Source organism: Paenibacillus sp. BGI2013, from assembly GCF_002843485.1.
GTDB lineage: Bacteria > Bacillota > Bacilli > Paenibacillales > Paenibacillaceae > Paenibacillus > Paenibacillus amylolyticus.
Genome location: NZ_PJFA01000009.1, coordinates 156852 through 170972, shown reverse-complemented (window position 1 = coordinate 170972; position 14121 = coordinate 156852). Strand labels below are relative to the sequence as shown.

Genomic DNA, 14121 nt, shown 5'->3' with positions numbered 1-14121 from the left:
TCCGGGTGTTTATTGGTATCAGCTTGATAATGGTAGCTTCAGGGCAGATCACACTAACGGACCAACTTTCTCGGATAACCTTAATAGTAATTCATGTTCTAGACCGTACCCAGCTGAGAAAGAAATACCTAACGAAGTGGATTTTTCCAGGTGGCCCGCTGAACATTGGCCAGAGTTTCAATCTCAAAGAATCACACAGCGAATGGTAGAAAATGTTCGTATTAAGAGTGTAGATTATCAAACAAGCGTGAAGCAGTTATTCTATACTGGGGTTGGTACTACGGTTATAAGAGAAGGTAGTACTGTCGTAAAGATCATTACCAAAACAGGGGGCTCACATCAAGTAACTGAGTGGAATGATTATGAGAATGGTGGTAGAACAAATCAAGGTTGTCTTAAGCAAATAGTAGCCTACCATACACCAATGGACATCATCTGGGAGGGTGATCTGGTAGAAGAAAAAGAAATCGATGTAACTCCAAATAAAACCCTTACCATAGGACAAACTCAGCAGATGATAGCCAAGGTGAAGACCAAAAACTATGGCGAAACAGATTTTAATGGGGGCATCGACGTATCCCGAAGGGAAACGGAAATCAAATGGTTTTCTTCTGACGAGACAATTGCGAGTATAGAGCTCAAAACAGGGATGTTAACGGCCGAAAGTCCAGGCACGGTCACCGTGCGTGCGATCTGGAACAATGGTACATATCTGATCTCGGATACCGCCACCATAACAGTCACGTCTGAGCCAGGACTCGTTGTGAATCTGCCGAATGCTTGTAAAGCCAATACGACACCTCTACAGGCAGAAGCAGTTCTAACCAAACCGGATCGCTCTGTTCATAAACTGACGGCACATCCCAAATTGACGTGGCAGAGCTCGAATCCGACTATAGCGACGATCGGTGCTGATGGCAAAATCACGACAAAAGGGATCGTGGGTAGCACTACCATAAAAGCTCATTTTCTTGATTCTGCTCAGCAACTGGATGAACAAGGGACTCAGGTGCTTGAGGTGAAGGACTGCACGAATAATGGAGGAGGTGGTAATGATGGCGATCCGGGGGGCGACCCTGCGAACGCTTGCCCTGTGACCATCAGCCCACCGAGTAGAGGCACGGTTATTGAAGCATCGGTTATGGACCCATCTGTCCGAGGTGTGTTGAAGGCAGACGAGCGTGGATCTGAGAAGTTCGATGTTACCCGTGGTATTCCAACTTCGGAAGATCTCTATGCCAATGTCTTGGCCAAGGAATATCTGTTTCAGCACCGCTGGGTTAACATGACGGGAACGGTGACTTACACCGTTAAAGTGAAAAGGGTTTATCATAAAACCTGGACGATCCCGGGAAGAGCCTCTAGTGGTGAGGGGGACCCAGGAACACCTCCTGAGCCCAAAGAACTTGATGTGCCCGGGGATAGAAATATGCAAGTAACACGGACATATAGCTATTGGCAGATCGATAACCTAGAGGCCTACAAGGTAAATGAGGCAAAGGTATCTAACTATGCACTAGGCGGTTATGGTGATACCGTGACCCTTATGCCCAATGCATATACACCACCGACTTTGCAATCGGCTAAGGATATTGCGATTACCAATCATGTGAAACCTGCGCCATGTCGAGAAATTGATCTTGGTATCAAAGGGGTTCCGGGTGGTTCGGCTGAACCGCCTACGCCAGATGAAACATCATTGTTTCAATCCAAAGCTGAAGCGGAGGTTAGAGAAAATACCGTCAATAATGACAAGGTAACCTTTAATGGAGCGACGATTATGGACCCTGCTCCCGTGGAAAAAACAGCTCCAAGACCTGGGACGATCCCCCAGCCTGGCATGATCGGGGACGATGTTCTGTACCAGAACCGGCTTACGATCAAGAACACGTTGATGAACAAAGCTAACCAGCCGACCACGGGTGAGATTACGTATGGACTTCTCCCTGGCAATGTTAACGGAGGGCAGGATCAGAAGTTCCCCATTCTGGGCATTAACTCGGTTACAGTACATACTCCAGTTGTGAACTATGCCTGGGTGTCAGATGATCAGCCTCATAATCAGAAGACTACGCCTGATCCGACCAGAGCTGCACTTATTTTAGAGCGCCCATTCATTGTACGAATCCCAACCTCAGGTCAACATTTGGATGTAGCAAGTTATCTTGGGTATGGAAACCATGATTATGCGAAATATTTCCGGATCAAACAGGTTCGTTTTCCATTCGATGTCTATAACGGTGCCAGAAGTCAGTTTATTCCGGCCAAGACATGGGTGGATATTCCGGTAAATCAGTTGGACACCCCTTTTTATCTTCCTGTATGGGTAGATGAAGGGAATTACCAAATTGAGTTTCGAAATATCGCCGAAAATGCACCTGCAAACTTCACAGAACAACAGGATGCGAACACCAATCTGACCCATCATGTCGCAGCAGATACCGTTGCTGTAGAGGTTATCGGACGATTGTATGATTTTCACATCACCGATATTTCAGACTACAACTGGGAAAATGTGTTCCGCAAGCGGATGGGAAGCCCCGAACCAACAGGTGTGAGTTACTGGACCGGAGGAAACAGTATAGACGGAGATCCCCGAGGTAATTTGGCTCCCTATGTCCTGCCTATTCGTCCCGGTAGTCATCCGGTACAGGGGTTCCGAAATGCTGCAGTGAAGACGGGTTACCATTTCAAGTTTGATCTGAAGACAAAGGGCAATATGTTTGGGAAACAGGATGGTATCCGAATCACGCCGTCGTTCTCTTTTGTGAGTAAAGATGGCACCACCCGGCAAGAAGTGGATTTATACTACCATCGAGGACAGGAACGACTCATTCGTATCGGATCGGCACAAGATTTAGAAAAACGCTTTGTTGTCCTGAACTCACGGTTGCGGAATGTCCCCGGTACGGAGTTAGGTGATACAGCGCGCTATCAGTATACCTATGAACTGTCGGAGGAGGAACGCAATCAGGGTACAATGGCGGAACATATGGTTCGTTTCGTGGATCAGACCTCTCATCATAAAACGTGGGTAGGTCGTTATGACTGGATGATTCTTCCTTCACAGATCCGCACACTCATTGGCCCAAAAGCAGATATTCCCTCCAGTGTTAATGTGGATCGGGCGAATGCAGCGATTCAGCGCTGGTATGGGGAATATAGCTTGCCCGCAGATGTATATGCAGTGCCCAAAGGAACCGATCTCGAGTCACTTGCCAGACAAAACCAGTTGGATGAGAAGGCAATGGTATTTCTGAGGGAGGGTTACATTGTGGTTAACTTCAATATGGAAACATTGCGCAGTGGTAATACGAGTGCACCACATCTGCAATATATTCACGCACCGTTGATGAATCAATGGCAAATGGAAGGTTTTGATAACAACCCGGTAGATAATCAGGGGAGAAGCTGGCCGATGCAAGATGGGGACGTGGTTTTGTACCACGCCGATCAATCCAGCCGGAATGATTTCCAATCCCAGGTACCACATTAGAGAGATATCGTTTTACCCATAAAGAAGGCAAGCGTAATGTGAATCTACATGACGTTTGTCTTCTTTTTTGTGTAATTCGGATTATGGTTGGGCAGCAGAACGGGTATAAAGGGTAAGGAGCACTCGTACCATCCATATTCATCAATTTTCTCAACGAGAGGGGAACAACACACATGATTGAAGAGGATAAGCAGGAAATAATGATTTCAGAAGATACATACAAAGGAAGAGATTTAGGTGTCACATTAGAAGCACAAACCTGTCACTTCAAAGTCTGGTCACCGTTAGCCGTTCAGATGGAACTACTCCTGTACCCGCCTTTGACAGGTGGGAGCCCGGAGGAAGAGCCCAATCAATTGAAACAGAGGGCGTTACCCATGCACAAGAAAGAACAAGGCATTTGGGCTCTGGAGTTGGAAGGGGAGTTAGATAACTACCGATACATGTACAAGCCTACTTTCGAAGATGGACAATCAACGACTGCTGTTGATCCATACGCACGAGCAGTCACCATGAACGGAGAAATGGGTGTAATCATCAGACTGGGGCAGACGCATCCCCATGGGTGGAGTGAGGATATTCGCCCTGAATTGACTAGTCCTGTAGATGCAGTCCTGTACGAACTGCATGTACGTGATTTTTCCATACACCCATCATCTGGAATCACGCATAAAGGAAAATACCTGGCTTTTACCGAGACCGGGCTGCGGGATTCAGAGGGCAACACGCTGGGAATCGATCATTTGGTTGAACTGGGGATCACCCATGTGCATCTGCTGCCTGTATTTGATTTTGCGACAGTGGATGAGTCCGGGGTGGATGGGGATACGTCTGATGGCTCCAACTATAACTGGGGATATGATCCGCTCCATTACAATGTCCCGGAAGGTTCCTATGCATCACGTGCAGATGATCCGGAGACACGAATTCGTGAGTTCAAATCCATGGTGCTTGCCCTTCATAACAAGGGAATAGGTGTCATTATGGATGTGGTATATAATCATACGTTTGATACGGCAGGCAGCTCTTTTGAAAAACTTGTACCAGGGTACTACTATCGTCAAAACGCCGATGGGACCTATAGCAATGGTTCAGGTACGGGCAATGAGGTGGCTACTGAACGCACCATGGTTCGCAAATTTATCATCGACTCGGTCCGTTACTGGGTAGAGGAGTATCATGTGGATGGTTTTCGATTTGATCTGATGGGCCTGATCGACACAACTACGATGAAACAGCTTGCAGCGGAGTTGCACACCGAAGTGTCACCTTCCATATTGTTATATGGTGAACCATGGGGCGCACTGGATTCGCTGCTTGGAGATGATATGACCCTAAAAGGAACGCAGCGCGGGGCGGGTTTTGCTGTGTTTAACGATAATTTCCGCGGAGTGATCAAGGGAGACAGTGATGGGATGGGTACGGGATTTGCGACAGGTGCGGACGGGAAAGAAGACGAATTGTGGACTGGCGTCCGGGGAGCCATTGAGGATTTTACGGATGGTCCATCCGAGACGATTAACTATGTAACAGTGCACGATAATCTCAACCTGTGGGACAAAGTCGCACGTACACAAGGACTCCACGATACCTTGAATTTCCTCACCTATGACGAGGGTGGAAGTATTCGTGGATGCCAGAGTGTGGAAGAGGCAGTAGAGAAGGCTAAGCCTTACCTGCAGATCGATTCGGAACACATTCTGGAGAATGAGACCGTTAGGCGTAGTCTGCTTGCCAATGGTATCGTTCTAACCTCCCAGGGTGTTCCCCTGATCGCGGCTGGAGATGAGCTGCTTCGAAGCAAATATGGGGACGCCAACAGCCACCAGAGTGGAGACGTGGTCAATGCCATACATTGGGAGCAGAAGAAGCTGTTCAAGCCGGTATTTAATTATTATCGTGGGCTGATTCGTCTTCGGCGAGAGCATCCAGTATTTCGACTTCGTACACGGGAAGAGATCGAGAAGCATGTTCGTCTTCTTGAAAAAGGTAATGGACTGCTGGCGTATGAACTGAACGGTACAGTAGCCAGCGATTCATGGGAACGCATTGTTGTCATCTATAACGCGGCAAAAGAAAACCGTGACATCGCTATTCCCACAGGGACATGGAATGTGATTGTAGAGAAAGGACAAGCAGGCGTTAATACGATACGCACCATACAGGACGGACAGGTACATGTGAATGCGATATCCCTTACGGTGATGTATTCCAATTCCTAATGAACGCAAAGCTTGCCAAGAATTGAAGGGTCCAACAAACCATTAGTAAAATCGCTAACAAGGACACGTTCAAGATATCCAATCAATCGAATTTAATCAAATAAATTGAGATAAAACAAATCCCCCTTTCCCGTAAGAAAGGGGGATTTGTTGATGCGTCAGAGCCATTGGCTTGGTCGCAGGGCTATACATTGTCATGTCTCGACCTTCTTTATGCTGTGCACCTGTTGGTGCACTTTAATCTCAACCAATTGACATCCTGCAATTTATTCTTGTATATTCCAAACTTTTTTTGTCAGGACAGGTACAAATGCTGTCAATCTATGGCGCTTGTTTTCATATCCTATATTTTGAAAGCGATTGCTAATTGAATACGCAAATTGGACCGATATGATGAGTACAGACAACCCCGGGTTGACAAACAACGTCCCGCTCCGTAACATCGGGACAACACGAAATCAATGGATATAAAGGCGGTGGGAACGATGCCGGAATGGACTTCTTTTCGTTACGATGGCAACGATCTTGGCTTAACATATACTCGTGCAGCAAGTACTTTTAAATTGTGGGCACCTACGGCACAACAGGTTTATATATTGGTTTTTGACGATGAAGGGCATTACAACGATAGTGGTAAAGTACAAGATCATGAAAATGGGCAGGAACATGATCTGACGCGCGATGCGGACGGAATATGGAGTCTGAAGCTCAGTGGCGATTGGGCAGGACATTATTATATGTACCGAATTATCCATGATAATCAGCGGATTGAAGTGGTTGTTGATCCTTATGCCAGAGCGGTAACGGCTAATGGGCAACGAACGGCTATTATAGATCCTGAGACCACCAATCCGGTTGATTGGGACCTGGATGTCAAACCTGCTTTTCTGCGTCCTGTTGATGCCGTGTTATATGAGTTGCATGTTCGTGATTTCTCCTCGGATCCACATGCAGATATTCCGTACAAGGGAAAATATCTGGCATTCACGGCATCCGGTCTGACAGATAGAGCAGGCAATAGTATTGGCGTAGACCATCTTGCCGAACTGGGAGTCACTCATGTACATCTTCTGCCTGTGGCGGATTATCAGACGGTGAATGAACTCGCTACAGCAGATGTGGGTTCAAATGTCAGAGCACCATACAACTGGGGGTATGATCCCCAGCATTATAACGTTCCCGAAGGTTCGTATGCGACAGATCCTCGTGATCCTGCAGTTCGAATTCGGGAGCTCAAATCACTCGTTCAATCGCTGCACAGACAAGGCATTCGCGTTGTACTTGATGTTGTCTATAATCACACGTATAGCGTGGAAGAGGGACCTTTTGAACGGATTGTACCAGGCTATTATTACCGTTATCGGGAGGATGGGACCCTCAGTAATGGTTCTGGTGTAGGCAATGAATTGGCAACAGAACGTCCAATGGTGCGAAAGTATATTTTGGATTCTCTCCGATATTGGGCAGAAGAATATCATGTGGACGGATTTCGATTTGACCTTATGGCCCTGATTGATACGGAAACGATGAATGAATTGACACGCGAATTGCGGGAGCAGATCGATCCGGCGTTTCTGATCTATGGGGAACCCTGGATGGGTGGAGATTCACCTTTGGACCGCAAAACATTAAAAGGAACCCAGCGAGGTCAGGGGTTTGCAGTATTTAATGATCATTTTCGCAGTGCAATCAAGGGTGATAGTGATGGCAGTGGCAGAGGGTTTGTCACGGGTGCCGGAGGGCAGGAATATGAGCTTATTAGGGGATTAGCGGGAGCACTGGATGATTTCACATCTTCACCTGTGGAAGTTGTCAATTATGTAACTGCTCATGACAATCTCAATCTGTGGGATAAAATTGCAACAACAATGAACCTTAGACATGAATTAGGTTTTCCCGTATGGAAGGACGGACAGCCGGTGGGAGGCGGAAGTGCTGAGTCGGCGGTAAAAGCAGCAGATCCTTATCGGTATGTGGATGCAGATGATGTTTTGAATCATGAGATGGTTCGTCGCTCGTTACTCTCCTCCGGCATTCTGCTTACTTCTCAGGGTATTCCGTTTCTGCACTCAGGGGATGAGATGCTCAGATCCAAAGCCGGTGATCATAACAGTTATCGGAGCGGGGATGCGGTGAACGCCATCACATGGGCCAACAAATCACGCTTCAGACCGGTGTTCGACTACTATCGTGGTCTTATTCATTTGCGGAGAACACATCCCGCTTTTCGTATGATTGATGCTGAACAGGTACGAAATCACCTTCGTGTTATTCGTGCGGATGGTAATGTAGTTGCCTTTATACTTCAGGATGGTGCGAATCAGGACACCTGGAATCAGATTATGGTCATCTATAACGGAACGGAACATGAGCAGCATGTCGACCTGGGGGAAGGGGACTGGCATGTTGTGGTCAATGATCATCAGGCAGGCACAGACGTGATCGAGACTGTTCGTGGTACTGTTCAGGTAGAACGATGGTCTTTAATGGTACTGTATGACACAGAGCATGCTGGAGGCGCTGAACCATCAACAGTGGAGATTAGTTTTCCTCGCCAGGTATATAGTCCGAAGGAGACCACTCAACTACGAGCGATCGTACGGGACAGTATTGGCAATGTGGTGGAAAAAGCTCCAGTTACCTGGACTTCTTCTGATCCGGATATTATTCAGATCCAGCCTGATGGAACAATCCATGCACTGGAACGAGGGGAAGCTTCGATTACAGTCCACTGTGGGGACATAACGGCAAGCTGTATGTTACAAGTGGATTATCGTCATGCTGAACGAATTGAAATTGTGGGTGAACCTGTCATGTACATGACTCGAATCAGTCGCTTCCGTGCCTTGGTTCTGGATCAATTTGGTCAGCCGCTTCAGGATTCCAATATACGCTGGAGCTCTTCTCATCCAGAACTTGCAGCGGTGAGTGCAGCAGGGATCGTACGTGCGATGACACCTGGAGTAACCCATATTATTGCTGAGGCTGGAGGAATTCGGGCAACGCTTGGCGTAACGATTCATAAACAGATTTCGCGAACCGTCACGCTTCGATACGAACGGGAAGACCAGCATTATGAAGGTTGGGATGTCTGGGTATGGGGCACAGGTATGGAGGACGGAGCCGTACGGCTGGAACAAGTCGGTAATGCCGCCGAAGCCCGCTTCCGCGTTGCTCCGGGTCTGCATCACCTGGGATTGATCATTCGATTGAACGAATGGGAAGCTAAAGATACGTGCGGAGACCGTTACGTGGACATTGTACCTGAAGACGGGGATGTACACATTATTGTCCGTAGCGGATCAGACGAGATGCAGATCATTCGTGAAAGTGAAAAAACAGAGGATCGTAATAGCGCATAGTTTCTTTATGTATAACTTTGAATGTAGTTCGTCAAAACCTTGATAAATCAGCAGTTGGAAGAGATTCCGACTGCTTTTTTTGGTCTGATTATAAGCCGCATAACTTGCCAAAAAAAAAATTAATTGTCCTGTTTCGTGTTTGAGATCCTCTATCATTGGGGTAAATATAGATATGGCCCACGATTCGGCCAAAGGAAAAAAGACCATTATGGTCTATGAGATAAGCCTCAGTGCTTTCCAACAAATATAATGTAGTGATCCCTTGAAGGAGGATGTTCAATCATGAAATCCAACGGAAAAATGGCTCAACTTACAGCAACGCCAAGAACGGAAAAGAAAGGTGCAGCACTGCGCCTGTTAAGACAAGGCGGACGAGTTCCCGCAGTCGTTTACGGCCCGGGACTTGAAGGTGCTTCAATACATGTAGATGAAAAAGAAATGCTGAAAGTGGCACGCACAGGCCGCTCCGAAATGTTCAACCTGAATGTGGAGGGCGGTAAAACGCTTCCTGTGCTGATCAAGGATCAGCAAGAGCGTAACGGACGTTTGCTGCACGTAGACTTTTTGCAAATTTCCAAGAACAAGCCGATCAGCGTAAGTGTATCGATTGACTTCCAGGGTACAGCGGCCGGCTCGAAAGCTGGTGGTGTATTCCAGACACAGGAGACACAGCTGGAAGTAGAAGGATTGCCTGCGGATCTGCCAACGTCCATTGAAGTGGATGTGAGCGGATTGGACATCGGTGATCGCTTGACTGCTGCGGATATCAAACTCGATAAAGGTTTGACACTCGTAACATCACCTGAATCCATCATCGCTTCCGTCATGCCGCCACAAGCGGCTGAGGAAGAGCCAACGGCCTCTGCTGAGGAAGCTGAGCCGGCAACTGAAGAAAAAGCTACAGAAGAATAAGCCAAGCTACGGGATCTTGCCAGATCTCATGCTTAACCAGAGCCCAGTCCTAGTGACTGGGCTTTTTTTGCTGAGCAAGAGAGTTCAATAGGCACATCGTTCGCATGAAAAATGAGAATGTACTACAATACATGTTAAAGGGTAAGAAAGTAGGTTTAATTCAATGTTTGATCCAACGGTGTATGACAATCTGAAAGTCGGGTTTGAGAATTATCTCTATGATATGGATAACCTGGACGAACGTATTCAGATTACGGGGCGTAAAGATCGGCTGGAGATGGCAGTGATGTCCAGAGAGTTCACATTACAATTTTGTCTCAGGGATCGTCCGGAAGTAACAGGCGAGGTTGTATTAAGCAGTTCCCTCGAGGAGCTTGCAGCGGAGATCCTGGAGACGCCTGGTGCGAATCCGGGTTGCCGCTTGGAACTACGGTTTAGTATGGTTGTGAAGGAGCCTGAGAAGCAGTGCCCAGCCATTCGTCTGATATTACAGAAGAGCTGGCCTGAGCAGAGGATGTGCCAGAACATCCAGTATATCTTTGATGAACAGCCAAACAGGTATAACGTCACGGCTCATGTTTATTTTGACCGCAGTGTGAATGAAGACCAGATGGGGGACATTGCTGAACTCTGTGAGCATATGGCAAATGTGATGAATCAATTATTACAGTTGCATAACCAGTAATTCCGAGAAAAGCCTTGTCTCTTTGTGGAGATCAGGGCTTTTTTTGTATTATTTTTAGAAAATTGTATAGGCTTTCAGGCTTAGGTTTAAGGTCTTTTGGGTTAATGTTTTACGCAAGCGAGTAAGAGAATGTATATTAAAAGGGGGTGAGAGTGCAATTGGACTATACAAAAATGGTGGAATTGCGAAAATAATATTGGGACTAAAGATTTAGTTCTGTACTAAAGGAACTAGTTTTCCTTGCCGATAAAATATCGAAGGGGAGAAACTACATGACAGAGAAATTAATTCGTCTGCTGCGTATACTTCAGGCTATACAAGCAAATCCTGGAATTTCGGCCAAGGAATTGGCGCTGAAATGCGGTACGACTGTACGCACGATTTATCGTGATCTCCGGATTTTGGATAGGGTCGCCCCGATTATGAATGAAGGATACGGTAAAGGTTACCGATTTATTGGTGAGTTTGCGATGTATCCATTAGATTTTACTGAACAGGAAGCAATGGTTTTCTCCTTGCTCCCGTCCGTAGTTGATACCTCCAAGTTACCTGCTGAGTTTGATTCAGCGTTTGACAAGGTTATGTCGGCTCATACCAAATTAAAATCAAGAAACAGTGACATTGTAGAGAATATTGCGGGAATTATTCGGATGGGCACGCCAGCTTATCGTGAGGAAGGAAAAGACCCTAATTTGCTGATTCCCATTATCGAAGCTATTCTAAGCCAGCAAACCATTCGTACTCAATATCATACGCTGACAAGAAATGAGATCACAGTCCGGGATATCGATCCCTATTATCTCATTCCACGTGATCAACGTTTTTATTTGATTGGATACTGCCATTTGCTGCAAAAAGTTCGATTGTTTCGGATCAGCCGTTTTTTGGATGTGACACGAACAAATGCCGGTTTCGACAAGGGTGATTTCAACATAACACAGTACATGAAGAACACATGGTCTATTGACCGTGGCGACGAAAATATCCATTTCAAGGTAAGATTCTCTGAGAAAGTGGCCCCCTACATAAAAGAAGAAGAAATGTTTGTTCGCCCGCGAATGACGAATATGTCGGATGGGGGATTGTTATTTGAAGTGACACTGAATAGCAGCAGAGAATTTTTGAAATGGTTGTATCAATTTGGGCCCGAGGCAGAGGTACTTGAACCTCGTGAGTTTCGTAGAGAGATACGCAGGCAACTTGTCGAGTGGTTGGAACATTATGAAACCGATGTATCATTGTAAAAATTTTAATCATGGAGAAATACAGGAAAAGGAGCAGGTAATATGAGCACCAAATTATTCGCAGCTATGTATGGAATGGATCACTACCATGGAGTACAGGCTTTACATGTGGGGGATACCGTGTATCTCGTCAAAGATCCAGATAATCGTTTGGATTATCAAGCAATTAAGGTTGTTATTCCCCCGATTGGAGCCGTAGGTTATATCGTTAATGATCCGCTGGTCGTACCTCATGGATGTTGGGCCGGGACGGCATTCTACGATGTATTTCATCAACTAACGTGTGCCAAAGTACGATTCATGATGAGAGATATGGTGATTATGGAGTTAATCGAGATGAGTCACATTCCTGTTCCACAGATGGATTCTTTGATTAAGGGATGGCAATTTCGTGAAAAAGCTTGATCATCGTAACAAAAGAAGGCTCATTTACGGATGAGCCTGGTATAGGTCGCTTCCAGATGCATGGCTGTTCTTGCCCAACTGAAATATGCCCTTGCGCTGTCTCGGCCAGCCTTTCCTAACTTCTCGGCAAAAGTGGGATTGCTTGCAAGTTTGTACAGGTAAGAGGTGAAACGTTGAGGACGCTTATAAGCAGTGACAAGGTATCCATTGATACCTGATTCAATAATCTCGCGAATACCTCCGTTATCCGAAGCAATAACGGGTAATCCTGAAGCCATCGCCTCAACATTAACCAGGCCAAAAGCTTCATGTTCTTGAGACGGACAGACCAGACAATCGACTGCCCGATACAACTGATCGATATGCTCATGGTTTATCTGACCACGGAAGGAAACATGGACCTTATGTTTTTGGGCAAGTTCGCGAAGTTTACGCATGTAATACGGAGGTCCTTTGCCTGCAACAACCAGTTGAACAGATACCTGTTGCTGAAGGAGGGCAGTCGCACGAATTAATACGTCTACACCTTTTCCAGGGATCAGCCTGCCGACATACAGAATAGAGAATGGTTTAGTTACTCCAAATTGTGTACGCAGATGAATCTGTTCTTCGCTGGATTCAACAGGTCTGAAGCGGCTTAGATCTGCACCTAATGGAACAACACTCATCCGGTGTTTTACCAACGGAAATCTGCGGCCTAACCTTTGTCGCAGGGAATGACTGTTGACGGCAATCCAATCAGCTTTTTTCATTAATGTGAGTTTGGAAGGCCCGGGCTGAGCAAATGTTAACGAGTGAAGATAGAGTACAACGGGAGTGCGTGGAAAAGCTCGTTTGATGGTAGCCATACTTCGTGGCCTGTTATCCACTTGAATTACATCGTAGGGTTGTTGGGATAACAAACGTATGACTGCTTTGGTGTACATGACAGGACTCGACGCAGGGACACGTTGAATGGTGATCCCATCGATCTGTTCTGTGGTGGCGAGACCTTGCATTTGACGACTTATAATGGTTACCTGATGGCGATGGGCTAGTTCACGAGCGATGCCCAGGATACAGATTTCCACGGAACCATTACCGGGTAAAGGCAATTTCTCGGGTGCAACCATAGCTATTTTCATGATCCGGCTCCTCCTTGTCCGACATCTGTAACAATCTTCGTCATATATCTTATGAGAAGTTGAAGCATTTGGCTCCTGCGAAATGGTAGATGAACCACCCATATAAGCGTGCAGGAATAATCTGCTGCTTGGCATCAAGCGAGATATTCAGCTTTTGTGATATACTTTACGGGAACAATTGAATTCGTTACATGTATAAAAGCAGGAGGAAAATAATGTTACATTCTACGCTGGGGCGCTTCCGGCTGATGTTGTGGTTGCAGGGCATTTCGTACGTGTTGTTACTGTTTGTTGCTTTTCCGTTGAGAGATGCCGGGGTTATGCCGCAGGCTGTCACATGGTTTGGGAATCTGTACGGTTTTTTGTTTTTAATGTATTTGTTATTTATGGTGACTATGTACACCTCACAGAAATGGCGTCTTCGCCGTCCAATTGCTCTGTTCTTTGTTTCTTTCATTCCACTGGGGAATATGATCTATGATGTTGTCGTATTCCGTAAGCTGTATCGTCAACTAAATAAAGCTTGACTTTATTTAACGTTATGAAATATGATGAGTACAGGTTAAACAACCCGTTCCAACTAAAACTACATATTCCTGTTAAAGGGGAGTAGCTTTTACAGTAAAGTCGTCAGTTCGGGATTATATCCCCGGCTTTATTGGCAGCAATTT

Annotated in this window: 9 protein-coding genes; 8 read left to right on the top strand and 1 reads right to left on the bottom strand. The window is 46.2% G+C overall.

Annotated elements, in window-relative coordinates; all coding sequences use genetic code 11:
* The first annotated feature begins 247 nt into the window (after nucleotides 1–247).
* From CXK86_RS21475 to CXK86_RS21445, 7 genes are all read left to right on the top strand, one after another.
* Nucleotides 248–3496 carry a DUF5704 domain-containing protein gene (locus CXK86_RS21475; RefSeq protein WP_257468008.1) on the top strand — a complete coding sequence of 1083 codons (3249 nt, stop codon included), beginning with the start codon at nucleotides 248–250 and terminating at the stop codon, nucleotides 3494–3496.
* Nucleotides 3497–3669: 173 nt separating this feature from the next.
* Nucleotides 3670–5718 carry a type I pullulanase gene (pulA, locus tag CXK86_RS21470; protein ID WP_076252917.1) on the top strand — a complete coding sequence of 683 codons (2049 nt, stop codon included), beginning with the start codon at nucleotides 3670–3672 and terminating at the stop codon, nucleotides 5716–5718.
* A gap of 485 nt (nucleotides 5719–6203) precedes the next feature.
* Complete coding sequence (pulA, locus tag CXK86_RS21465; RefSeq protein WP_076252916.1) at nucleotides 6204–9080, top strand: type I pullulanase; 2877 nt, start codon at nucleotides 6204–6206, stop codon at nucleotides 9078–9080.
* Nucleotides 9081–9362: 282 nt separating this feature from the next.
* Complete coding sequence (locus tag CXK86_RS21460) at nucleotides 9363–9992, top strand: 50S ribosomal protein L25 (RefSeq protein ID WP_036617054.1); 630 nt, start codon at nucleotides 9363–9365, stop codon at nucleotides 9990–9992.
* Nucleotides 9993–10155: 163 nt separating this feature from the next.
* Nucleotides 10156–10677, top strand: coding sequence for a hypothetical protein (locus CXK86_RS21455; protein ID WP_076252915.1), 522 nt, complete (start codon nucleotides 10156–10158; stop codon nucleotides 10675–10677).
* 272 nt (nucleotides 10678–10949) lie between these two features.
* A complete protein-coding gene (locus CXK86_RS21450; protein WP_036617058.1) occupies nucleotides 10950–11921 on the top strand; it encodes a helix-turn-helix transcriptional regulator in 972 nt (323 codons plus the stop codon).
* A 42-nt stretch (nucleotides 11922–11963) separates the two neighbouring features.
* On the top strand, nucleotides 11964–12326 hold the full coding sequence (locus tag CXK86_RS21445; protein ID WP_076252914.1) for an HIRAN domain-containing protein: 363 nt from the start codon (nucleotides 11964–11966) through the stop codon (nucleotides 12324–12326).
* 20 nt (nucleotides 12327–12346) lie between these two features.
* Here CXK86_RS21445 and CXK86_RS21440 read toward each other — a convergent pair whose 3' ends face one another.
* On the bottom strand, nucleotides 12347–13450 hold the full coding sequence (locus tag CXK86_RS21440) for a glycosyltransferase family 4 protein (RefSeq protein ID WP_076252913.1): 1104 nt from the start codon (nucleotides 13448–13450) through the stop codon (nucleotides 12347–12349).
* A 215-nt stretch (nucleotides 13451–13665) separates the two neighbouring features.
* Between CXK86_RS21440 and CXK86_RS21435 the strand changes: the two genes are divergently transcribed.
* Nucleotides 13666–13977 carry a DUF3817 domain-containing protein gene (locus tag CXK86_RS21435; RefSeq protein WP_036617062.1) on the top strand — a complete coding sequence of 104 codons (312 nt, stop codon included), beginning with the start codon at nucleotides 13666–13668 and terminating at the stop codon, nucleotides 13975–13977.
* Nucleotides 13978–14121 lie beyond the last annotated feature (144 nt).

Coding starts and splice junctions, on each gene's coding strand:
- pulA (WP_076252917.1), top strand. CDS start 3,670: ATGATTGAAGAGGATAAGCAGGAAATAATGATTTCAGAAGATACATAC.
- pulA (WP_076252916.1), top strand. CDS start 6,204: ATGCCGGAATGGACTTCTTTTCGTTACGATGGCAACGATCTTGGCTTA.
- CXK86_RS21460 (WP_036617054.1), top strand. CDS start 9,363: ATGAAATCCAACGGAAAAATGGCTCAACTTACAGCAACGCCAAGAACG.
- CXK86_RS21455 (WP_076252915.1), top strand. CDS start 10,156: ATGTTTGATCCAACGGTGTATGACAATCTGAAAGTCGGGTTTGAGAAT.
- CXK86_RS21450 (WP_036617058.1), top strand. CDS start 10,950: ATGACAGAGAAATTAATTCGTCTGCTGCGTATACTTCAGGCTATACAA.
- CXK86_RS21445 (WP_076252914.1), top strand. CDS start 11,964: ATGAGCACCAAATTATTCGCAGCTATGTATGGAATGGATCACTACCAT.
- CXK86_RS21440 (WP_076252913.1), bottom strand. CDS start 13,450: ATGAAAATAGCTATGGTTGCACCCGAGAAATTGCCTTTACCCGGTAAT.
- CXK86_RS21435 (WP_036617062.1), top strand. CDS start 13,666: ATGTTACATTCTACGCTGGGGCGCTTCCGGCTGATGTTGTGGTTGCAG.